Here is a 22,525-nt window from a genome sequence, read left to right as displayed (position 1 = left end):
ACCGTCGGTCAATGACCGACGGTCAGTCAGTGCGCAGAGGCAGCTAGAATGGCGGCCGTCACACCCGGATACCGCCCACCATGCAGACCCCAGCTGTCGCCAGGCCTCGCACCAAGCCCGCCGAAACCCGCCAGGAGGAACTGATGGACGCCGCCCAGGCGTTGTTCCTGTCGCGGGGTGTGGACGCCACCACCGTCAGCGACATCGTCGCTGCGGCCGACGTGGCCAAGGGCACCTTCTATACCTATTTCGCCTCCCGCACCGAGATCCTGCAGGCGCTGGCGCAGCGCTACACGCGGCAGTTCATGGAAGAAGTCGAGCAGGCCGTGCAGCAGCACCCTGCCGGTGATGGCGCAGCGCGCCTGCGCGCCTGGATCCGCGCCAACATCGAGATCTACGTGCGCACCCACGCGTTGCATGACGTGGTGTACGCCAACCATCACCACCACCAGCGCGGCAACGCCGAGCGCAATGCGATCCAGCAGCAACTGCTGGGCATCCTTGAAACGGGTAACGCAGCCGGACTGTGGCAGCTGCCCGCTCCACAGGTCACCGCCTCGTTGATCTATGCCGGCGTGCATGGCGCCAGCGACGACCTGATCGCCACACCGGCACAGGATGCCGATGCCTTCATCGCCGCCGTGGAAGCGGAGTGCCTGCGCATGGTCGGCGTTCCGGCAGCTGCGGCGCGCGGCGGCAGGCGCCGCTGAAGCAACGCTCCCCGCTCAGGTGTGGGCGAGAATGTTCAACAGCCGCCCGAACGGGTCGCGGACGAAGAAGCGACGCACGCCCCAGGGCTCGTCGACCGGCCCATACTCCAGTGCAATGCCGGCCGCGTGCATGCGCTCCAGCACCTGCGGCAGGTCGTCCACTTCGATCGACAGGTCCGGCACCGCGGTGCCGGAACCCCCTTCGCTGGCAAAGCTCACCTGCGCCAGCGCACTGCCCTGCCCGCCATGGGTGACGATCCACCCATGATCCATCACCACAGGCATGCCCAGCAGCCCGCCATAGAACGCCGCGGCACGCGCCGGGTCGGGCGTGGCGATGTTGGCGACAATACGTTTGACGGCCATGTGCAGCGGCTCCGATGCGATTTCCCATCCTCGCCGCTGCGTGCATGGCCCGCAAGCGGGCTCAGCCCAGCTGCCCGCATCGCCACCTGAGGCGACCGCTGAAACAGAAGAGCCCCGTCGATGACGGGGCTCCACGTACGGCTCAAACGGCGCGACTCACACGCCCATGCACAGATCGACCACGCAGGTGTTGTACGCCTGTTGGCATTCACCGGCATCGGTGCCACTGGCCAGGCACATCTGATACGCCCGCCAGCACGGCTGGTCGCAGGGCTCGACCGGCCCAGCCACCGCCACCGAACCGGTACACGCCAACGCGAATACCGCCACTGCGATCACCTTCCTGATAACACGCATCGCCATCACTCCCTGATAAGCCTGGTGAGCCCAGGCCGGCCCACGTTAGCGAGGACACGGGGAGACGAAGTGAAGCCGACTGTCACGCACACTTAACTCGTTCACAATTCTTCTTTCATGTACATGGGGGATATCGCCACGGATTGGCGTTAACGGCCTTGTTGTCCGTCCATCAAGGAAGTTGCCCGATGAATCACCCGCAGCACGGCCGTTCGTCCCGCTCCCGCTCCCCGCTGCACAGCCGCCTCGCGCTGGCCGTGTCCAGCGCCCTGTTGCTTGCCGCTGCATCGCCCGCCATGGCCAACGAAGCGCTCGACGCGTGGCAGCAACAGCGCCAGCTGCAGGCGGCCTGGGCACAGCCCACCGTCAGCGCGCCTGCAGTACCGACGGCCACCACGCCGGCGGCAACCGGCACTGCCCTGCTCGGCAATCCGGGCGATGCCGCCAGCTGGCGCAGCGATGAATTCAACGCCGACTGGGGCCTGGGTGCGATGGGGGCCGACTACGCGTATGCCCGCGGCCTGACCGGCAAGGGCGTGCGCCTGGCGCTGTTCGACACCGGCTCGGCACTGGCTCACCCCGAATTCGCCGGCCGCAACACCTCCAGCATCACCATCGGCCCGAACTGTGCGTCACCGGGAACCGTCGGCGGTACCGGCGCGTGCAGCCAGACACAGGGGGATCAACCGGGCATCAACTACTACACGCTCGGCGCCGGCGTGCCTGCTTCCCTGCAGGCCAACATCATTGCCGCAGGCCGTGAATGGGGTTTCCGCTATGCCGATCACGGCACGCATGTGCTCGGAACCATTGGTGCCAACCGCAATGGCACAGGGATGCATGGCGTCGCCTTCGGTGCCGATCTGACGACCGCCCGCGTGTTTGGTGACACCTACTACGAGTGGAAGCGCCAGGCGAGCGGAGGCTACCTGCCTGAAGCCGTGGAACGGACGGATCCCGATGGTGCTGCAAGGCTGGACATGTACGCGCAGCTGCAGGCACAAGGCGTGCGTGCCATCAATCACAGCTGGGGCATCTCCACCCGGAACATGACCGTGGCCGCGCTGGACGCCCAGTACGCACGCATCGGCGCCGGCTACGACGTATACGGAAGCATCTACAAGGACAGTGCGAACGCCCCTGCTTCGCAGTTGATCCAGGTCTGGTCGGCCGGCAATGGCAGCGGCGCCGTCGCCGGCATCACCGCGGCCTTGCCGCGCTGGAAGCCGGAGATCGAGCCTTACTGGCTGGCCGTCGCCAACGTTCGCCAGCCCAATGCAGCCAATGGCGAAACCGACTACGTGATCAACGCAGGCTCGAGCATCTGCGGCGCTGCAGCCAACTGGTGTATTTCCGCACCCGGCACGGCAATCCTGAGCACCATCGTTTCCGGTGACATCCAGGGACGGCTGGAGAAGACCGCAGACTACGTCCGTCTTCTCATCGACAGCCAGAGTCCCACGTACGACTACGGCCTGAAGACCGGCACGTCCATGGCCGCTCCCCATATCACCGGCGCACTCGGCCTGTTGATGGAGCGCTTCCCCTACCTGGACAACGCCCAGGTGCGCGACGTCCTGCTGACCACCACGCGCGATCTCGGTGCGGCAGGCATCGACCCGATCTACGGCTGGGGCATGGTCGACCTGCGCAGGGCCATCGAGGGCTATGGCTCGCTGCGCGTGGATACCAACGTGGTGATGAACCAGAAGGCCGGCGGCCTGAAGGTGTGGGAAGGCGATGCCTGGGACGACTGGACCAATGACATCGGTGGCCCCGGCAAACTGACCAAGTCCGGCATCGGCTGGCTGCGCCTGAGCGGCGACAACAGCTTCAACGGCGCGGTGCTTCGCGAGGGTACGCTGGAGTTGAACGGCACCAGCACCCTCACCTCCGCGGTCGAGGTGCAGGCCGGGCAACTCCTGCTCAACGGCAGCCTGGTCTCCACCGCTCTGACCACCACAGGTGGCGTCAGCACAGTCAGCGCCAGCGGCGTGCTGAAGGACGGCAACCTGACCGTCAACGGCGGCGTGGTGTCCTTCAATGGACTGCAGACCGGCGGCACCACCACGGTCGGCAGCAACGGCCTGCTGAAGGGTGTCGGCACCTTGGGCAGCACCCGGGTGGACGGCACCATCGCTCCCGGCAACTCGATCGGCACGCTGACCATCAACGGCAACTACGTACAGGGCCCGACCGGTGTCTACGCCGCCGAACTCGCGCCTGGAGGGCGCAGCGACCAGTTGCACGTGACCGGTACCGCCACTCTTGGCGGCACCCTGGTCGCGTTGCCGGAACCGGGCATCTATTATCTCGGCGAGCAGTTCAACTTCATCCGCGCCGACGGCGGCATCAACGGCCAGTTCGCGAAAACCGACTTCAGTGCGTTCTCGCCGTTCCTGAAGTTCAGCCTCGCCTACGGTACCAATGGCACCCGCATCGACGTGGCGCGTGGCGCCACGCTGGCCAGTGCGGCCAGCACGCCGAACCAGCGCGCGGCAGCGACGGCCGCCGACCTTCTGGCAATCAGCCAGGGCCTGCCCAAGCCGCTGACCCAGCTGTTCCCGCAACAGGTTGGCGGCGTGCTCGACGGCCTCAGCGGCGAACTGCACGCAGCCACGCCGCTCGCACTGGTGGAAGGCAGCCGCTACGTACGCGATGCCGCGCTGTCGCGCCGTGCGGGTGCAGCCGCGCCGGGCGCCGATGCGGGCGACGCCACCGGTGCCTGGGTGCAGGCCCTGGGCGGCAACAGCAAGCTGGACGGCAACAGCAACACCGCCCGCACCGAAGCCAACAGCAACGGCCTGCTGATCGGTATCGACCGCGAGTTCTCCGGCTGGCAGCTGGGCGTGCTGGCAGGCACCGGCCGCACCGACGTCAAGCAGCAGGCGCGTCGTGCCACGTCGAAGATCGACAACACCCACTTCGGTGCATATGCCAGTCACACCTGGGGCGGCTTCGGCCTCCGTGGCGGCGTCGCCTGGAGCAAGCACAAGGTGAAGAGCACCCGCGATGTCGACTTCGCAGGGTTCAGCGACAACCTGAGCGCACGCTACAACGCGCATACCCGCCAGGCCTTCATCGAAGCCGGCTACCGCTTTGGTGGCCCGGAGGCCGGGCTGGAACCCTACCTGCAGGTCGCGCGCGTGGAGGTGGACCTGAAGCAGATCAACGAGCGCGGTGGTGCAGCCGCCCTGCACGGCAAGGTGGATGACACCGGCACCACGATCGCCACCGCTGGCCTGCGCTTCGACAAGGGCCTGAAGGCATCGTTCCAGCAGGACAGCTGGCTGCACCTGCGTGGTGGCGTGGGCTATCGCCGTGCCTCAGGCGACCGCAGCCAAGTGGCCAACCTCGCCTTCGCCAACAGCAGCACCACCTTCGCGGTCGAAGGCGCTCCGATTGCCGACAGCGCCGTGGTAGCCGAGCTGGGGCTGTCGGCGTGGTTGACCCCGCGCCAGCAGCTGGAGCTGGGTTACAGCGGCCAGTACGGCAGTGATAGCCGCGACCACGGCGCCAACATGCGCTGGTCGGTCCGTTTCTAGACGCGTGTTCTCTTGACGGTTTGGGGCGGCCTCAGGGCCGCCCCTTTTTTCAGGTTCCGCCCTGATCGATCAAGCGGCCTTCATCGCATGCTTGCGTGCCCGCATGACGTTGTGGCACTCCTGCACATCCGGCAGCAACTGGGTCACTTCCTGGCGCACCGCCGGCGGCAGATCGTTGTCCTGCAGCACATCCTTGAACGCGCCCAGCAGGCGGTCTTCGGATTCCTCCAGTTCGGCCACGTAACCGTAATTGGTATCACCAAACGCGGCGCGCACCTTGCCGTAGAACTGCTGCATCGAGCCGACAATGGTGCCGTGCTCGGCCGGCTTGCCACCGCTGGCGGCAACCGAACCACTCAGTGCCGCGACGATCCGCGCCTTGACCCCTGCGATGCGGGTGAACAGTGCCGACAGTTCGGCATCCTTTACCTTCGTTGCGGCTTCCTCATAGAAGGACTTGCCATCGCGGGCGATCTCGATCAGGTCGTTGAGGCGATGTTCGATGGTGGACTGGGTGCTCATGTGTAGTCGCTCCTGTTCGCTCGAATGTTGGGGAATGGCAGTGCGCTTGCATTGCCTTCGACTCCACTGTGGACAGGTACGTGTGCCGATCTGGTGAGCGCGAATTGATGCATGCATCACCATGCGCAACCCTTGCTGACTTCTTCATTCCACACATCATCGGCGTTCACGGAATCTGAGCGCATGCAGCCTTGGTCACCACGGTGCGATGACGATGATCAGGGTGACCAGCAGCGCAATTGCCAGGATCACCAGCAGTACGTGCCATTGCTTCCAGGTGGGTTGGGGCTTGCCAGGCGTGTTCATCTTTTCGCTCTTCATGCTGGGACAGGACTGCCAGACTGAAGCACAGCCCTATCTGTACATGTGCAGGGTCCGTGCACCAGGCGTGCATGGAGCCGGAAAGCGAGACGCCGATGCAAGCAGCGTCAGGTCGCTTCGATATCCTGCCTGGCCATGGACCGCTTGGCCGCGTACTCGGCGAACACCACGCCCGATACCGCCAGCACGCCACCGGCCAGTACCCAGCCACTGAGCGATTCGCCCAGCAGCAGCACGGCCAGTGCGGCGGTCACGATCGGCACCAGGTTGAAGAAGCCGGAAACACGCGCTGCGCCCAACCGTGACAATCCGGTCATCCAGGTCAGTGGGGCCAGGATCGACGCGCATACTGCCGCAAACCCGATGCAGCCGACCGCGGTGAGATTGTTCACCCCGGTACCGGCCAGCAGCTGCACCGGCAACAGGATCAGCGATGCGGCAGTGGCCTGCAGGAACAAGGACTCCAGCACGGACAGCGGAATCTTCCAGCGCTGCATCAGCACATTGTAGGCGGCGAAGGCCAGCGCACCGATCAGCATGATCGCATCACCACGGTTCAGACCCTGGGCGGCCAGTCGCGCCAGATCGCCCTGCGAGACCACCGCCACCACCCCGACAGTGGAAACCACCGCACCGGCAATGGAGGTACCGCGCACAGGATGACCCATGAACACGCGCGACAACGCCAATGCGATCAGTGGAATCAATGCCTGGATCACGCCCATGTTGGTGGCCGAGGTGAAGTGTGCCGCGTAGTACGCAAGGCACTGGTACATCACCCCACCCAGGCACCCCAGCACCAGGAAGCGGCCCAGGTTGGCGCGCACGGTCTGCAGGTTGTTGCGCAGCCGCGGCAGCGCGAAGGGCAACAGGACAATGGCCGCCACCAGCCAGCGGAAGAAACCAATATCGATGGGACCCACCGAGCCCGAGGCCAGCTTGGTCACGATGGTGTTCGCGCCCCACAGCAGGCAGGCTAGTATCGGGAAGAGGTAGTTCAAGAGCGTGGGTGTACGTGGGAGAGTGGCCAGCGTACGCTTGGCGCATATCGAGGACATCCTGAAAATGCGTCACCCCGACCCCGGGTTGCGGCAACCGATGGAGCCCATCCCCACCTTCCGCCAGCTGCCCGGTCCGGTCTACTTCCGGCAGGGTGCGATGGAGCCCACCGACTGGGGCACGCACAGCCATCCGTGGGGCCAGTTCAACTTCGTCGCGCAGGGCGTGATGGAGATGAAGATCGACGGCGAGTGGATGGTGTCCCCGCCCCACTACGCGATCTGGATCCCACCGGGGATGCCCCACTATTCGCGCAACCGGTCGCGGCTGGCCTATCGCTCGGCCTACCTGTCGCCGGCGTTGTCACGCCGCCTGCCCGAGCGCTGCAGTGCGCTGGAAGTCAGCCCGTTGCTGCGCGAGCTGCTGCACGAGCTGGCGCGACAGGGCGTGACCGATCCCCGGACGCCCGCCCATCGGCGCATGGCCGCGGTGGTGATCGACCAGATCGTCAGCGCTGCGGTACTGCCCAGCTTCCTGCCCATCGCCAGCAGCGATGCGTTGAAGCAGGTGATGGCGTACATGGAGAAACACTTGTCCGCATCCGAGCCGGTCGCCGAGATCGCGCAGCGGCATCACATGAGCGTGCGCAAGCTCGAGCGCCTGGCGCGCAGTGAACTGGGCATGTCGCTGGGTGACTGGCGCGGCCGGGTGAAGTTCGTGCGTGCCACCGAAGCGCTGTGCACGCGCCGGCCGATCAGCCGTATCGCCGAGGAGCTGGGGTACTCCGGCGTCAGTGCGTTCGCCGAGATGTTCAAGCGGCACGCACAGTGCACGCCGGACCAGTACCGGAAGCTGCACCGGGCGGGATGACGGGCGCATCGGGCGTTGTCGATTTCCCGACCCGTCGTTCGTCGGAACAGAAGAGACCGGCCTTTCCGCCTGCAGGAGCGCCCCGATGTCCCCCATGCTCACCGCCTTCGCCACCTCCCCCGACCGCGGCCAGGGCCTGGCCCGTGACATGCGCGTGCGCTGGGCGTTGGAAGAACTGGGCGTGCCCTATGACGTGCAGCTGCTAACCTTCGCCGAAATGAAGCAGCCTGCCCACCTGGCGCGGAATCCGTTCGGACAGATTCCCACCTGGCAGGAGGGCGACCAGGTCCTGTTCGAGTCCGGTGCAATCGTCCTGCACCTGGCCGAGCTGCACCCTGGCCTGCTGCCCCTCGATGCGGACGCGCGCATGCGCGCCGTCATGTGGGTGTTCGCCGCGCTGAACACGGTGGAGCCGCCCATCGTCGAGCGCTCCATGGCGTGGGTGCTGGAGCGAGAACAGCCCTGGTATGCACAGCGGCTGGTGATGCTGGACGAGCGCGTGCGGATGCGTCTCTCGCAGTTGTCCGCGTGGTTGGGCGCAGCGGCATGGCTGGACGGCGGGTTCAGCGTGGGCGACCTGCTGATGGTCTCGGTGCTGCTGCGCCTGAAGAGCAGTGGCCTGCTCGACGAGTACCCGCTGCTGCTGGCCTATGTGGCACGGGCGACGCAACGTCCCGCCTACCAGCGCGCATTCGCTGCGCAGCTGGCGGTATTCCAGAACGGGTAGTTCCACGCCACGCGTGGAAACACTCAGCGCAACCTGCGCCGGCAGGCCGCCTGCACCAGCATCAGCTGCGCCACCAGGATCAGCATCGCGCAGCCTGACAGCAGCCACGGATCGATGTACCACTGCGCGTTGAAACTGAAATCACCAGCGGAAATACGCTTCCAGCCGTTGAAGTGCTGCATCGCCGCGACCACGAACGCGAAGCCGCCACTGGCGAATGCAAGCCAGGGCACGACGATGCCCCCCGGCCGCGCGAACAATGTCAGCACGCCCAGCACACCGATGACCGTGCGTTGTACGCGGCAGTACGGGCAGACATAGGCCATCCCGCTCCATTCCACCGCCCAGGCCAACAGGCTGACCAGCACCGCCGCGCCTGCGGCGGTGTACAGGACTTTCGGCGTGATCGTCATGCCACCCTCGTGTGCCATCCCGTGCTCCTTGGTTGAAAGACCCGGGCAGCGTAGCAGTGCCGCAGCCTCATCCCTTCTTGATGACGGTCCGCTTGCCGATGGTGCTGGTCTTGCCGGCGGTCGGCTTGGCCAGGCCAGGAATCAGGAAATCGGTGGCCTTGTGACCCATCGACACCTTGGACGCCAACCAGCGCGGCATGCGCCCGCGACCGGTCCAGGTCAGGCGCTTGTATTCCGGGTCGCGATACTTGGGCGCGACTTTGCCGGATTTCCGGCGGGCGGGCTTGCGGGCGGGCGCAGGTGTTTCCGAGGCTTCGCCACCGAAGAGTTCTTCGAGGGTGTAACCGGCCTCCGCCGCGGCGGCCTTCAACATCCGCCGCACCGCGCTGGCCGGGCGGCGGCTGGAAATCAGCTGTTTCCGCTGTTCAGCGGCAACCACCAGGGCGCCCAGCTCCCGAAGGCTGAGCGATTCAATATCGATCGTCATGGTGGAAAGGTCTCCTGCGGGCGGCCAGCTGTCAAGGCGCCCTGCCAGGTACGTAGACACGGGCTTCACTGCCGGTGGGCTCCGATCGCCTTCGCCAGCCATCTCCGAGGAACCCGACGTGAGCAACTCACCGCATTCGCTCGCCTACCTGCTTGCGCGCATACTGCTGATGGCGCTGTTCCTGGTATCCGGCATAGGCAAGCTCGGCGACCTCAACGGTACCCAGGGCTACATGGAAGCCATGGGGGTACCCGGCATCCTGCTGTGGCCCACCATCGCCTTCGAGATCGGCAGCGGCCTGTGCATCCTGCTGGGCTTCCAGACCCGGCTGGTATCGATCGTGCTGGCGGGTTTCAGCCTGGTCACCGCTTTCATCTTCCACCACAACGTTGCCGACCCGACCCAGCAGATCATGTTCCTGAAGAATATGGGGTTGGCCGGTGGCTTCCTGCTGCTGGCCTGCACCGGGGCTGGGCGGTACAGCATTGATGGGCGCGGGCGGCGTGGGTGATGTTCATTGCTGTGCGCGCCGCCTGATCCGGAAATGATCCCGGTAGGCCGAAGGGGACATGCCAACAACGCTCTGGAATGCCTTGCGGAACGCACTCACATCGTCGTACCCCAATGTCGAGGCCAGTTGCGCAACCGGGATATCACCGAGCTGCAGCGCGTCCCTGGCCTTGGCCATCCTGACCTGCCGGATGTAGTCGGCCGGATTGAGTCCCGTGGCCTTCTGGAATCGCCGGATGAATGTTCTTTCGGTCAGGTGGGCACGCTGAGCCAGGGCACTCACCGTGTGGCGCAACCCGGGTTCGGCAAGGATGGATCGCTGGACAGCCAGCAGCGCTGCGTCATCGTGATCCAGCCTTGGCAGGAATCCCTGCAATGGTCGCTGGTCCTGCCGGATCCCGTCACTGAGCATGAAGCGGGCTGTTGCCAGCATCACGCTGGAGCCCATCGTGCGATCGACGATCAACAGGCCCAGATCATTCCACGCAAGGATCGCGCCTGACGTAATGACGTCGCCATCATCGATGACGACATTCTCGGTGGTCACCTGGACGTCGGTGTAGGTGCTGGCAAGCAGGCCTGCGAACGCCCAGTGCGTCGTGACCCGTCGCCGTGCAAGCAGGCCGGTCTGGGCAAGCACGAAAGCGCCCGCGCAGACGGAGCACATGATCGTGCCGCCTGAATGGAGCGTTCTGAGCCACTGCGCCTCGTGTGGCATCGCGGACATGCGCTCAGGCATGGCCACGCTTGGCGGCGAGATCACGAAGGCGGGAGCATTCACATCGCCGGGATCGCTGTCCCAGCAACATTCCATGCGGGTCGATTGCGGGTTCCATTGCCAATGCGTCACCCGGATGAAGCACCGCCGGTCATCCTCGTGAGGATACGCAGCCCATTCATTTGCGATCCGGAACAGATCGGTCAAGCCGTGGACGGCCGCCATCTGGCAATCCGGGTAGATCAGCAGAGCGACTTCGATCCGCTTGTCAGTTTCGATACCCATGAATGTCACCTCCACCGATTTCAATTGATACGGCGCTACCCAAGAATGGATTCGGGCGGAGTGATGGCCGCCCCAGCATAGAAGGAATCGCGTGCCTGGGGCCACTCCCGCAACACGTACCGTCAGTGTCCCTGCTCCTGCACCGATGCAGGCCGCCGCGACGCAGGACGTTCTCCAGACCCAACAGCGAGGAACCTTGAAATGGCTACGGTTACCACCAAAGACGGCGTCGAGATCTTCTACAAGGACTGGGGTCCGCGCGACGCCAAGGTCATCCATTTCCATCATGGCTGGCCGCTCACCGCCGACGATTGGGACGCGCAGATGCTGTTCTTCGTCAACAAGGGCTACCGCGTGGTCGCGCATGATCGCCGCGGTCACGGCCGCTCCAGCCAGGTCTGGGACGGGCATGACATGGACCACTATGCCGACGATGTTGCTGCAGTGGTCGAGAAGCTGGGCACCCAGGGTGCCATGCATGTGGGCCATTCCACCGGTGGCGGCCAGGTGGTGCGCTACATCGCCCGCCACGGCGAGAAGAACGTGTCCAAGGCAGTGTTGATCAGCTCGGTGCCGCCGTTGATGGTCAAGACCGCAGCCAACCCACAGGGCACGCCCAAGGAGGTCTTCGACGATTTCCAGGCACAGCTGGCGGCCAATCGTGCGCAGTTCTACCATGACGTACCGGCTGGGCCGTTCTACGGCTACAACCGCCCCGGTGCGAAGCCGTCGGACGCGGTGATCTGGAACTGGTGGCGGCAGGGCATGCAGGGCTCGGCCAAGGCGCACTACGACGGCATCGTTGCCTTCTCGCAGACCGATTTCACCGAAGACCTGAAGGGCATCTCCATTCCGGTGCTGGTGATCCACGGCGATGACGACCAGGTGGTGCCGTATGCCGACTCCGGCGTCCTTTCCGCGAAGCTGGTGAAGAACGGCACGCTGATCACCTACGAAGGTGCACCGCACGGTATTCCGACCACGCACGCCGACCGGATCAACGCCGACCTGCTGGCGTTCCTGGAAAGTTGATCGTGAAGGATCCGGGAAGTGCTTCAGGCACTTCCCGGACCATCCGGCAGGCGGATGCCATTGGCGGCAACGAATGCGCGCGACGCATGCCAATAGGCCTGTGGTGGCGTGTGCAGCTCCGGCTGCGACCAGTAGCCATCGGGGTGCAGCGCTCCCATCACGCTGCCCCATGCAGCGCGCGCATCGTGGACGCGCATGCGCCAACGATGATGCGGCGGAAAGTAGGCGTAGTGTTCGAGCGACTGCCGCTGCGCCTGCTCTTCGGCAATGCCTGCCTGGTGGATCAGCGTCCACGCATGCATATGGCGAGCGTGGGCAAGCGCACCGAGATACTCATCCTCATCCAGCAAGGGAACCGACTCACCGCGAGCCAGGCACAGCGCGTCCGACTCGGTGTCGTATGCCAGCGACGGCTGCGCCAGTTCCGGGTTCTGGTACCAGTACCCTTCGCCCAGCACGTGCAGCATCGCCCAATGCCAGGGCTCGTCGTGGAAGAGCAGTTCGTGCTCGTATTCGTGGCCGGCGGTCTGGTCGGGATAGCGTTGGCGTGCGTGTTCGATTGCCAGCGCTTCGGGAATCTGACCGTAGTGCATCAGGCACCAGGCAAACAGATGCCGGCTGTCTTCGATCTCGGTGGTGAAGTCTTCCACCGGGGCGTTGGCGTCAGGCATGTTCGATCCTTTTGTGCGGATCAGCTATAGCCGGAGCGGCGGGATGTGCAGGGAGGCAGCAATCCGTGTGGGCGGAAGGATAAGTTGTCCGCAAATTCAATGCATGCACTGACCGTGAGATCTGGTCCTACTAGTCCATGTTCAGATGACGCTGAAGAGTCCCCCTCATCTCCCTCTCTTACAGAATTTCTCAAAGGGCACGGCCCTCAAATGACGAATGACCAAGAGCGCTACTACTGAGACACTGCGGCGCCCCTCAAAAACGCTCTCTACAACGTTCTCTTTCACGGCGCCTGAACGGTCAGCGCCCGGCCATTGAGGCGCCGACCGTTCATTCTAAAAAGCCTGCAACTCATCTAGAGGCTCAAAGCCGCAAGTACCGACGAATCCCTGTGCATTCGTCTCAGCCATCGTAGAACTCAGGACTAGCTGCCGACGCCTTTAGAATCTGAATTGAGCGGTCACAGTCCGCCTTCGCTACGTAGGATTCACTACTACGAGCGATAGCAAGCCCATTCGACGCATAGTAGATCCAGTACCAATGCCCCTTTGCGTCCTTTTTTTCCCAGTAACACGGATAAGTTACAGTAGCCATGAAACCTCCCTCGGGATGATCCGTCTAGTGAAAACTCATATAACTTCCGATAGATTCTGAGTTATTTATTACCGGAAATGACGCCTTCCAAGTGCCACCTCCTTAGCCCCCAAACCGCACCACATTAAATTCAGAACTAGGCTTGCGTCAATAAATCCTGCTTCTCAGCAGGGAAAAAAACAACTCGGGAGAAGTCAGGCTTTCGCCCGAAACTCGTTGAACGTCTTGAGTAGCTTCATGGTCGCATCGTAGTCGAGCTTATCCCCCTCGTACTCGCAACGATACAAGCCCTGAAGGTTCGACGGCAAAGCTACTCCCTTTTGCACAAGCAGGATGACCCGCTTGTTGAAAAGCGCAATTGCGGCTCCGATTTCGATGAGCACGTTGTGATTGAGATGGACGTGCTTGTTGCCCTCCGAGTCCAGCATTTCCCCCTCACTGTTAACGTGAATCACGCCAGCAGTGCATTCACGCATGTCGTGGAACACCTTGTCTGGAACCGGAACGGCCGTCGACTCACGCTCCACGGATACAACTGGCTCAAAGCTCCCAAACTGGAGCAGCTCCTTAATCTGGTTCACGATGGCACGACTTTTTCCGTGCGTGATGAAGACCCTATTATTACTTGGCTCTGCGGGTCGTCCGGCGTGCCTCGCGCTACCGCGGGGGACATCCACCTTCTCGACCTGAGTCTCAGTATCAAAATCGTCGCGAGTGACGTCGACGCCGCTGCTAGCGGAAGAATCAATTGCGACTACCTGTGCAACTGGCCCCTCCCCTGGGGCAGGGATAGCAACAAAAAGACCGGTCTTTGTCTCTCGCAGAATTCCGGTATTGACCCCCGTCACTTTTAACGCTTGTACCGCTTCGCTCGCACGCTCCTTTGGAAGTCCCATGGTTACCAGGACGTTTGCTGCGATTCCGTCCTGCGGGAATTTTGCGCGGTCGTAGCGCTGAAAGAACTCACGCATTATGCGTGGCCTAAGCACAGCCTCCGCCCGCCCACGCACATCGTCTCCCTCCTCCACTGGGGCAACAATTCGCCGCCCCAACTGCGTGAGCTTAATCGAATCTGCACCATAGCCGCCCTCCGTTAGCCCGTAGGCTATAGAGGCGCCTGTTAACGTGCGCCAAGGTCCACTCGTCGGCGTCATGTTCACTGCAAACGCAATGTCGTGAGGAGCTGCGCTCTTACCAGCAAAGTCGTCCCAGATCGCCCTAGGAACCCTGAGAGCCTGGTCCAGAGTCAGTGATGGCATGTCGCTTTGCATCACCTTAGCCCGCGCGACCGGCTTCGTGACTGGCGTATCAACTGCTCGACCGGGGTTTGAGCCGGAGTCGACAAGCCCATCTGATGGGAGCGGCAACTTCTTCTTAGCCATCTCTGCCTTCACTCCAGCGCATGTTGGTAGGGTCCGGCGAACTATGGACGAAGGCGCCGCGTCAATCAATGACTTCTCCACGAAATGCCTAACCCAAACATAATTCATGACTTCAGAAAGTAACTATATGATACTGATTTATATATACTATTTGATCTTCAATCATGCGTAGATCTTACACCTGATTGACAATTTCGCTTGCAAGCTCCAGGGCAATGAGGCGCCTGAAGAACACCCTTCGCTCTCCAGAGCGACGTTCCACCCAGCGAAAAGCACCCAAGCGCGCCAGTCAATTGAGTGATGTCGAGGTTGACTGCCTCAGGGGTCAAACGTCGAACCAATCGGCAAGGGCTGCTGCGAACGGCCAATTGCCTTCCTCTGCCCGTCTCGCTCATGAAGCACCCTATGGCTCGCCAGCGCCCCTTTCTCCGGCAGTCGGCCGATTCCGCCTATGCTAAGGTAACTCTCGATGAAAATTTTTCCGCGCTCAGAATACGCTCGAATACCGGCGTGATCGCAATGATCACGCCCCTGTAGCTCAATGGGTAGAGCAGCGGATTTATATCCCGTCAGCGCCAGATAAGCGGCAAGTGCCGGTTCGAGCCCGGCCAGGGGCACCACCAGACTAATCCTTGGCGCTGACGCCTTGCGGCTCCGTACCTGCTGAAGCTGCTACCGCTGATGCCTCTCCCTCGACTCAGCGCACAAATGTTCCCGTCGCTCCTAGGCCCCACTTGAGTGCGGCTATGCCGAAGCGCAGGCGGCAGTAGTGCGCAACCCCAGGTGAGTCAGCCTCGCAGAGAGCGCCCAATCGTTGCAGCGCTGGGCGCTAGTACTCTCTTACTGCAATAAAAGTAGTTCGGTGCAGCGCAACGAAAGTTGTTTTTAATCAACAACTTGCAAGGAAACTACACTTGCACACAGACCCCAGACGTGCCTAGGATGATCCAACAAGACCGTCACGAGTGGTCATGGAATTCCAAGCACACACGCAGAGCAACTTGGAGACCTGGCTCCAGAGGGAGTACGGGCTACTGATCGATTCGACTGTGATCGCAAGAATTCTGGGCTACAGAAGCGCCAACTCGTTGGCGAAGGCTCGTAGCCGCGGGGTAGTGTCGATCGACATGTTCCGGCTGCCAAACAGGCAGGGGCTGTACACCTCACCCAAGCACCTCGCCGCGTACCTACAGGCGACACTTCCGAAGAACCACATCCCTACTGTTGGAGGCGACGATGGACAGATAGCCGCGTCCGGTCGCTGAGAAAACGAAAGCCCCGATTAGCGGTCGGGGCTTTCGTACAAATGCCATAAATCGCTCACTTGGCATCTCGATCTCAGCACCACTTCCTAAGTAAGTCAACTTCCGTTCGGAGCCTATCGGCGCCGTCACGGACAGTCCTTGCCTGTCATCCAGCTATCAGCTGGCCGGAGGGTCCAATGCTGAGCTCAAAGCAGATAGAAGCGCTATTCGATTCTTGGGACATCCCTGCACTCGGACGTGACTACATTGAGCACGTGCGGTCACGCGAGCCGGCACGCCTGGTGGGCTCTGGAAGGACGCGTAACACGCCGGAACGATTCGCCAGCCAACGCATGGGGAGGGTGATCCAAGCGGAGAGCGCGACGGTGGAAGGCGCCCTGGTACGTATGTGTGAGTACGACTACGAGATTCTGGAGTACTGGGACCAGCCAAAAGCCGTTCCCTTGGTCATCACAGATCGGCGTGGACGACGGCAGCGCACGACTCATACGCCGGACTACCTGATCATCCGTGCGACGGGCCCAACAGTCGTGGAGTGCAAGACCAGGTCGGGCGCAGAGGCACTAACCAACATCAGGGAGGAGGACTGGAGATTTGATGGAAACGACTTCAGCTTTGAGCCGGCCGTTTCATACTTCTCAGAACTTGGCATCAGCCATAGGGTATGGACCCCGGATGACCGCAGCCAGCTCCGCAGTAGCAACATAGATCTGCTGCTCGCCGTACGGCGATGGCCAAAGAATGACATCGGAGAGAAGTGGAGACTACGGATAACCCGCTACCTGGCCAAGCGAATGATCGCCAGCATCTCGGACCTACACTCCGAACTCCACCTTCCAGATGCGGGCGTCATCCTTCGAGGGATACATGACGGCTGGCTGTATGCTCCGCTGGACTTGTATCTTCTGTCGTGCCCTGAAGATGGCTTGGTTGCCCTGACGGCAAGGGATTTCGAGCTTGGAATGGAAACGCTCGAAGCCTATCGCACAGAGTCATGCAACCCTAGCCGATCTCGATGCATTCCCAACCTAGCCCAAGCATCAATCATGATTGAGCGAAAGAAGGAGCTTGACGGCGTATCCGAGCCCACGCGCTCAAAGCGCACGATGCGGCGCTACAAGGCACTTCTTCGCCACAGCAACGGCGACGCTCATGCACTTCTACCCCGGCCACGGCCCGGCAATCGGCTTCCGCGCTTGACGGCTGAGCACGAATACTTCCTCCAAGAATCCATAAGTGCCCACCACGCCAGCCCCGTCGGCCTGTCGGTGTCGGCAAGCTATCTTCTGTATAAGAATGCACTCGATGACAAGAAGGCCCTGGGAGAGCTGGCCGAAAGTGACTTTCCAGTATCACTCAACACTTACGCCGGCAGAGTTCGAAGACGTGACCAAGAGAGCCTAGCCTTCGCGGTGGGCGGAAAGCGAGCCGCGAACAGCGCCGCAAATCCTGTTGACCGTCGCCACGCGAGTGCCCCGACGAAAAGACCCTTCGAATCAGCGCAGGCCGACCACTACCTGGGAGACCGCACACTTGCATTGTGCAGCTCAGGCAATAGGCGCTTCACACAGAGACCTTGGGTTAGCGTTCTGAGAGACTCCTGTACCGGGGAAGTACTAGCTCTCACAGTTGGATTCCGCGCACCAGGGAGAAAGGTTCTAGCCGAGCTACTAAGAGACTGTGCGAGAAGACATAAGCGGCTTCCCGAATCGATTGCTAGCGACTGCGGATCGGACTTTGAGTCAACCTTCTACGAGTCCACGCTCGCGCTATATGGCGTCCACAAGAAAGATAGACCAAGTGGCGCCCCCAGGTTTGGCGGCGAATTGGAAAGGCTATTCGGGACACTCAAGACATCTATCCTATGGCAGCACATTGGATCAACACGCAATGACATGCGAGGTAGATCAGTCTCGCCATCACATCGCAGCCATAGACTTGCCGAGCAGGATCTCATTGATTTCTATCACGAGCTGGAAAGCTCCATCTTCGAACAGCTGAACGTTCACCTGCGCGGTGAGCGACTGAACTCCCCAGACGTGATCATGGGAAATGGACTTGAGCTTTACCCCATGTCAGGAGTTCCAGTGAGTTTCGACCAAGACTTCCTGATTGCAACCTCAATCGACGCGCCGAAGCGAATGTATCTGGTGGACAGGTCACGCGGAATCAACGTGCTTGGGAGATGGTACTGGGGCACAGGGCTCGCCCATTCGTCCAAGCGAAGGGTTGAAGTACGAATGGACTCTTGGGACGAAAACCTAGTCTATGCATGGCTAGATGGAGGCTGGCTCCCATGCCGAAGCCGCGGCTCTCTTGAGCAAGCGATGGACAGTCTCACAGCTAGAATCTGCAGAACCACGCTCAGGTTGGATGGTCGTGCAGAGCTGGCGGAGGCAAGGCACGAAGCTGACCTATCTTTGGCAAGGCACCTTAGTGAGAGGGAGCGCGTGACGCCGTCTGAGCAGCCCACACCGTTCTCGTCAACAGCTCGCGACGCAAAGAAAAATCCTTCTCTTTGTAGCGACGATATTCCAAGCATCGCCATCAGCTGGAACCCCCAGCCATGACCAAGATCATACCCGCGAAAGCGCTGCATCAACTCAACATCGACCATCCCCGATACCAAGAGGTAGATCGCCAACTTTTCACGCAGTTAGCCATGGGAGCGCCCGGAAGTGTTGTCCTCCTGGTCGGTCCCACCCGTGTGGGAAAGTCACGCCTGGTGCAAAGTGTGGCCCGTCGTCTAGTCCAGAGCCCGATCTCAGACGACGAGCTGCCGGTGATCCTTGTTGAGGCTGCGACTACGCATGGAGGGCGCTTCTCAATGAAACATTTTACAATGCGCGCACTACAAGCACTGCGCCACCCTATGTATGGCGATCTCAGAGGCATCATTCGCCAGAGAGAGTCGGAGACAGAGCTAAGGATCAAGCTCGAGCAGGCGATCATCTATCGGAAGACCCGTTACCTTTTCATTGATGAAGCTCATCACCTACTGCGGACCAACCGTGGTGCACAGGCATCCGACATTCTTGATTCTCTGAAGTGCTTGGCCAACACCACGGACATCATTCTAGTGTTGGCCGGGGGCTACGAGCTGTTCGCGGCAGGGCTTTCCTCTGCTCATCTAAACGGACGAATGAGAGTCATTGAGTTCGGTCGCTATCGACCTACGGGTCAAGACGAGCTGAATTTTCTCGGGATTCTCAAAGGTTTGGATGCCCATCTTCCTTGGAAGAGCGGAAGTAGTTTGATTATCCACTCTAGCTACATGACTGCCGGGACACTCGGATGCCTGGGGCTGCTCCTAGGCTGGGTGAATGCCGCCATGTGCGAGATGCACTCCCGTGGAGAGCGGGCGCTCCGCTTGGAACACTTCATGGAAACTCGTTATGAAGAGCAGATAGCCCTCATCGCTCGAGAAATTGCTGAAGGGGAGTCCGCAATGAGAAAGCTACCGACGCCTCCCAGCGAGACGAAGAATGGCGCTGACTTGAGTTGCCGCTCCAAGGTACAGAGGAGGCCATTTCAACGGAAGCCCAAGCGGGACCCCGTAGCCCCTGTCAGAAGGTGACCAACCATGGCCGATTACTTCTCCGTTCCGCATCTCGGTGCAGGAAGCCTGGAGGTCGAGGGAATCAGCAGCTACCTCGTTCGCATGGCTCGGGCACATGGCTGCAGCCATTGGCAGTTGGCTAGGCACCTGGATGCGTGGTGGGATAGGAACAACTGCAACCAACGGCTGGAACGACTTCCTAGAATCACCCAGAGTGGAGTGAGAATTCAGCTTTGTGGTGTCGGGTCTGATACTGCAAAGCTAGTTAAAGCACTGGGTGCCGCAACCGGCATCACATCCCTACGATCCGCCACCATCCTGTCACTCAAACAAGTGATTTCAAGCACATCAATTGGCGCTCTGAAGAGTTCACGTGCATGGTGCCCTGCGTGCTACGCGGAGGATGCGAGAGAACGAGGAGAGGTCTACGACCGTCTTCTTTGGGCCTTGCTTCCAATAACGAGGTGCTCGATTCATAAGACCCCGCTGCTCCAGCGCTGCCCTTCCTGCGAAAGCACTCAAGTCTACGCTTCAGGCGCTCAACTAGACGAATGCTACGTATGCCGCGCGAACCTCAGAGCGATCCCCCCTTTACACGCGCCTTTGGAGCACCCCGGTTTTGGCGAGCAGCTGTTGCATGAGTTGGTAACAGCCTGCGCCGAGAATCCGAACCTGACTCTCAATCGGGAAGGAATGCGCCTTTTCTTCAAGAGGCACCGAAGAGACCTTCCCCCAGGAGACCCATTAGTCAATGTAAGGGCTCTTGGCTCTCGGTCGAGTAAGCCGTCGCTTATGAGTGTTCTGAAGTTCGCCACCGCGTTCGGAGCATCACTGCTTGACTTTCAGTCGTCACGCCCCCCTGACGTAACTCACTGTCTCTATGATGCCGCATCCATCCCCTCCTCCAGACGATCTGGCCGGCACTCCCGAAGTGTCTATTTGAAGGTTCAAGCGGCGCTGAAGGCCGCCCTTGACAACCCCAAGTCCTCCCCCGCATTCCGCACTTTCTGCGCAAACCAGAATGTGTCTACAGGTTACGTCAGGCATAATTTTCCGATTGAAGCAAGAAGGTACGCGGATCTTCGACGCGAGTACTCCCAATGGAGGCGGGAGTCGGTGACGGTGGCTGCTCTGGAGATGGCCAACTCGGGACTCATCGATGACTACAGATCTGGGCGCATCAAGCAGCTCAAAGAGCTTATCCGCGCAGTTGCCAATGCCAGCGGTGTTCAAACGCTCACCGCGCGCAAGGTAGTGGAACATTGCCTTTCTTCTGATACAGCCGGACAGGCAAGCGTCAAGGATGCCCCCGGGACTGGTAAGTAAGTTGGGCCCAGAATTCCTGATAGACCCTAGTACCTCCCACCTACGTACTCCCAGCGCAATGTCCGCTTTCGGCCAGAAGCGGTCATCCGCCCTACCCCCGATGAATCTTCCTAATCCCCTGCCCCGCCAATGTTCGCTTCCGGCCAAGAGCGGACGTACGCTTTGGGAGCTAATCCCCCCCGCAAACTGTCCATCAATGGGCTCAGGCGAACCCTACGCCCACTATGCAACGAACTCAACGGACCTCAAGTTCATCCAGCTATACGGTGAGCGACTTCCTTAGTAGGAACGCTACTGCAGAGCCGCCAGTGGCTGCCGGTTCAATGAACTGATACGACGTTCCTTGTGGCCCTCTGCATTACCGGGCGCGGACTGCATCTGCGCACCTGCAGTCTTTATGCTTGTGCTCTCGAACCAGAAGCGGGCCTGCCTGTGAGCAGTGCTGTGAGCAGTGCTGTGAGCACCATCTGGCAACAACGGACCGGGGGCAACGCAGATCTTTGGTGAAGTTGCTTGCAGCTACGCTTCTCGGGAAGCTAGCGTGATCTTACCATCGGCGCGATGAACTCCATCGCCTCTATCGCGAACCGCCCCGCAAGCGCCTTGGCGTGGCCATCCGGTGTGTAGCTCTTTCGGATGTCCCTCATGTCCGCCTTGTCAGCCAGTAGAAGCAGTGCTACCTGCCTGCCATTGCTTGCATCGATCGCCTCAATCTCAAGTGCCAACTGTCCCTTGCTCACCGGTCCCACCAGGACCGATGTAGCGATGTTCAGGCCGACAGACGCCTCCTTCACCGATGTGATCCTTACAAGCAACAACAGTCCCGTTCCCGACTGCCCTGCCCCGCTTCGGCCTAGGCGCCTGTCGATCTGCCGCTGTAGCTGACTGCCTACGGCGGCCTTGAGGCGATCTCCGACGCCCGGACTCAGCGTTGCAGCCACGTCTGGCATCAGCAGGACCGGTGCGAGGGTCACCGTCTGAAAATGCCCGCGCGCACTGTTCGCCGGCACGATCTCCATCCGGCGCTCCCCGAGGATAGTGAGACCTGCATAGGTCTTGGCCTGATTTGACCTGACCACATGCACCGGACTGCATGCGGCCAGCAACAACATTCCCATCCCTGCAAGGAGCCGCGGAACCCACCGCCGCAAGCTGTCTTTTGCGACGCGTACGGAACGTGGTGTTTCCGCCATAGTGGCAGTTCGATCGCTGCCTGATGAGTGACTAGGACAGCAGTGAATTGCAGAGTGCATGACTTTCGCAGGTTGAGTGGAACGGAATCAATTGAGGTGGAGGATCGCCATGTGCGAAGCTCGCCTTGGCCGGTCCGGAATGCCGGACATGACGAATGCATGACATCGGCAGGACGTCTGCAATCACCAATGCAACATGTGCTTCGGATCAAACAGCACGCATGACACTGCCATGATGATCACGACAAGCACCGCGAATCCTGTGGCAATGGCGCCTCTGAGAAATCCAATTCGGATAAGTATGTTCTTCAACAGCGGCACCTCACCAAGTACAAGGGCTAAGAGAATTCCTGCTTGTGCTGCGGCAAGCAACGCGTAGACAAACGCCCAGCACCCCCAGGCGATAGCCGCCACACGGATGATTGACGTGGGAACGTCCATCAGCAGCCCCACCACGATCAGCATCGTCACTGCGATGGTGATCGTGCGCATGTTCTCAGCCACGTTCTTCAACGTGGCGCCTTCCCGCGCCAATCGATCGACCTCAAGGAATCTCGTCGCTAGTTTCGATTCAAACAGCCGTATGCGCTTCATGGCTCTGCCCAAGTGAAGGGGAATGGCTGGAGGCGACTGCAATCGCATAGATCAAGTGGAGTACGAAGGCTTAATCAC

The 22,525-nt window shown here is 61.1% G+C and carries 21 protein-coding genes, 1 tRNA gene and 1 pseudogene; 11 read left to right on the top strand and 12 right to left on the bottom strand.

Features of this window, described 5'->3' with window-relative positions; all coding sequences use genetic code 11:
- The first annotated feature begins 80 nt into the window (after positions 1-80).
- Positions 81-710, top strand: a complete 630-nt coding sequence (locus tag D7T59_RS06545; protein ID WP_180853190.1) for a TetR/AcrR family transcriptional regulator — start codon at positions 81-83, stop codon at positions 708-710.
- 15 nt (positions 711-725) lie between these two features.
- Here D7T59_RS06545 and D7T59_RS06540 read toward each other — a convergent pair whose 3' ends face one another.
- The gene (locus D7T59_RS06540) at positions 726-1,076 is read right to left on the bottom strand and encodes a VOC family protein (protein ID WP_164136745.1); all 351 of its coding nucleotides are present in this window, start codon (positions 1,074-1,076) and stop codon (positions 726-728) included.
- A 156-nt stretch (positions 1,077-1,232) separates the two neighbouring features.
- Positions 1,233-1,433: a hypothetical protein gene (locus D7T59_RS06535; protein ID WP_099554683.1), complete on the bottom strand. Its 201-nt coding sequence runs from the start codon at positions 1,431-1,433 to the stop codon at positions 1,233-1,235.
- A gap of 188 nt (positions 1,434-1,621) precedes the next feature.
- On the opposite strand from D7T59_RS06535, the gene D7T59_RS06530 reads away from it, so the two are divergent.
- The gene (locus D7T59_RS06530) at positions 1,622-4,978 is read left to right on the top strand and encodes an autotransporter domain-containing protein (RefSeq protein ID WP_180853189.1); all 3,357 of its coding nucleotides are present in this window, start codon (positions 1,622-1,624) and stop codon (positions 4,976-4,978) included.
- A gap of 69 nt (positions 4,979-5,047) precedes the next feature.
- Here the strand turns inward: D7T59_RS06530 and D7T59_RS06525 are convergent, their stop codons facing one another.
- Both D7T59_RS06525 and D7T59_RS06520 read right to left on the bottom strand, forming a co-directional pair.
- The gene (locus D7T59_RS06525) at positions 5,048-5,500 is read right to left on the bottom strand and encodes a PA2169 family four-helix-bundle protein (protein ID WP_180853188.1); all 453 of its coding nucleotides are present in this window, start codon (positions 5,498-5,500) and stop codon (positions 5,048-5,050) included.
- 428 nt (positions 5,501-5,928) lie between these two features.
- Positions 5,929-6,879 carry a DMT family transporter gene (locus D7T59_RS06520; protein ID WP_180853187.1) on the bottom strand — a complete coding sequence of 317 codons (951 nt, stop codon included), beginning with the start codon at positions 6,877-6,879 and terminating at the stop codon, positions 5,929-5,931.
- A 7-nt stretch (positions 6,880-6,886) separates the two neighbouring features.
- On the opposite strand from D7T59_RS06520, the gene D7T59_RS06515 reads away from it, so the two are divergent.
- The gene (locus D7T59_RS06515) at positions 6,887-7,690 is read left to right on the top strand and encodes an AraC family transcriptional regulator (protein ID WP_180853186.1); all 804 of its coding nucleotides are present in this window, start codon (positions 6,887-6,889) and stop codon (positions 7,688-7,690) included.
- 85 nt (positions 7,691-7,775) lie between these two features.
- Complete coding sequence (locus D7T59_RS06510) at positions 7,776-8,417, top strand: glutathione S-transferase family protein (RefSeq protein WP_180853185.1); 642 nt, start codon at positions 7,776-7,778, stop codon at positions 8,415-8,417.
- 23 nt (positions 8,418-8,440) lie between these two features.
- Here D7T59_RS06510 and D7T59_RS06505 read toward each other — a convergent pair whose 3' ends face one another.
- Complete coding sequence (locus D7T59_RS06505; protein WP_106548877.1) at positions 8,441-8,848, bottom strand: hypothetical protein; 408 nt, start codon at positions 8,846-8,848, stop codon at positions 8,441-8,443.
- 49 nt (positions 8,849-8,897) lie between these two features.
- Positions 8,898-9,317 carry an H-NS histone family protein gene (locus tag D7T59_RS06500; protein ID WP_111113055.1) on the bottom strand — a complete coding sequence of 140 codons (420 nt, stop codon included), beginning with the start codon at positions 9,315-9,317 and terminating at the stop codon, positions 8,898-8,900.
- Positions 9,318-9,435: 118 nt separating this feature from the next.
- Here D7T59_RS06500 and D7T59_RS06495 point away from each other — a divergent pair, with 118 nt between their 5' ends.
- Positions 9,436-9,828: a DoxX family protein gene (locus tag D7T59_RS06495; protein WP_164136753.1), complete on the top strand. Its 393-nt coding sequence runs from the start codon at positions 9,436-9,438 to the stop codon at positions 9,826-9,828.
- Between the two features lie 3 nt (positions 9,829-9,831).
- Here D7T59_RS06495 and D7T59_RS06490 read toward each other — a convergent pair whose 3' ends face one another.
- Positions 9,832-10,830 (bottom strand): GlxA family transcriptional regulator, encoded by a 999-nt coding sequence (locus D7T59_RS06490; protein ID WP_180853184.1) that lies wholly within the window; start codon positions 10,828-10,830, stop codon positions 9,832-9,834.
- A 201-nt stretch (positions 10,831-11,031) separates the two neighbouring features.
- Between D7T59_RS06490 and D7T59_RS06485 the strand changes: the two genes are divergently transcribed.
- Complete coding sequence (locus tag D7T59_RS06485; RefSeq protein WP_110713859.1) at positions 11,032-11,862, top strand: alpha/beta fold hydrolase; 831 nt, start codon at positions 11,032-11,034, stop codon at positions 11,860-11,862.
- 23 nt (positions 11,863-11,885) lie between these two features.
- Here D7T59_RS06485 and D7T59_RS06480 read toward each other — a convergent pair whose 3' ends face one another.
- From D7T59_RS06480 to D7T59_RS06470, 3 genes are all read right to left on the bottom strand, one after another.
- Positions 11,886-12,533 carry a hypothetical protein gene (locus D7T59_RS06480; protein WP_180853183.1) on the bottom strand — a complete coding sequence of 216 codons (648 nt, stop codon included), beginning with the start codon at positions 12,531-12,533 and terminating at the stop codon, positions 11,886-11,888.
- A 403-nt stretch (positions 12,534-12,936) separates the two neighbouring features.
- Positions 12,937-13,128 (bottom strand): YegP family protein, encoded by a 192-nt coding sequence (locus D7T59_RS21480; protein WP_180853182.1) that lies wholly within the window; start codon positions 13,126-13,128, stop codon positions 12,937-12,939.
- Between the two features lie 194 nt (positions 13,129-13,322).
- Positions 13,323-14,510, bottom strand: coding sequence for a TIR domain-containing protein (locus D7T59_RS06470; RefSeq protein WP_180853181.1), 1,188 nt, complete (start codon positions 14,508-14,510; stop codon positions 13,323-13,325).
- A gap of 527 nt (positions 14,511-15,037) precedes the next feature.
- Here D7T59_RS06470 and D7T59_RS06465 point away from each other — a divergent pair.
- The 5 genes and pseudogenes from D7T59_RS06465 (at position 15,038) to D7T59_RS21270 (ending at position 20,660) form a co-directional block, all read left to right on the top strand.
- Positions 15,038-15,130: transfer RNA gene (locus D7T59_RS06465), tRNA-Ile, on the top strand.
- Between the two features lie 1,010 nt (positions 15,131-16,140).
- Entirely contained in the window at positions 16,141-18,345 is a 2,205-nt protein-coding gene (locus D7T59_RS06460) for a DDE-type integrase/transposase/recombinase (RefSeq protein WP_180853180.1), read from the top strand.
- Entirely contained in the window at positions 18,342-19,352 is a 1,011-nt protein-coding gene (locus D7T59_RS06455) for an AAA family ATPase (RefSeq protein WP_180853179.1), read from the top strand. The genes D7T59_RS06460 and D7T59_RS06455 overlap by 4 nt, the downstream gene beginning before the upstream one ends.
- Positions 19,353-19,358: 6 nt before the next feature.
- Positions 19,359-19,811: pseudogene (locus tag D7T59_RS21475) on the top strand (TniQ family protein); the annotation flags it as partial.
- Between the two features lie 462 nt (positions 19,812-20,273).
- Positions 20,274-20,660, top strand: a complete 387-nt coding sequence (locus D7T59_RS21270; RefSeq protein WP_258013183.1) for a hypothetical protein — start codon at positions 20,274-20,276, stop codon at positions 20,658-20,660.
- A gap of 536 nt (positions 20,661-21,196) precedes the next feature.
- Here the strand turns inward: D7T59_RS21270 and D7T59_RS06445 are convergent.
- Together D7T59_RS06445 and D7T59_RS06440 are read right to left on the bottom strand one after the other, a co-directional pair.
- Positions 21,197-21,772, bottom strand: a complete 576-nt coding sequence (locus D7T59_RS06445) for a DUF3313 family protein (protein WP_180853177.1) — start codon at positions 21,770-21,772, stop codon at positions 21,197-21,199.
- Positions 21,773-22,036: 264 nt separating this feature from the next.
- Complete coding sequence (locus D7T59_RS06440; protein ID WP_258013182.1) at positions 22,037-22,345, bottom strand: hypothetical protein; 309 nt, start codon at positions 22,343-22,345, stop codon at positions 22,037-22,039.
- Between the last annotated feature and the right edge of the window lie 180 nt (positions 22,346-22,525).

This window comes from Stenotrophomonas maltophilia, from assembly GCF_013464915.1.
Classification (GTDB): domain Bacteria; phylum Pseudomonadota; class Gammaproteobacteria; order Xanthomonadales; family Xanthomonadaceae; genus Stenotrophomonas; species Stenotrophomonas maltophilia_AT.
Note: the sequence above shows the minus strand (reverse complement) of the source record. Positions and strands in the feature narration are given on the sequence as shown.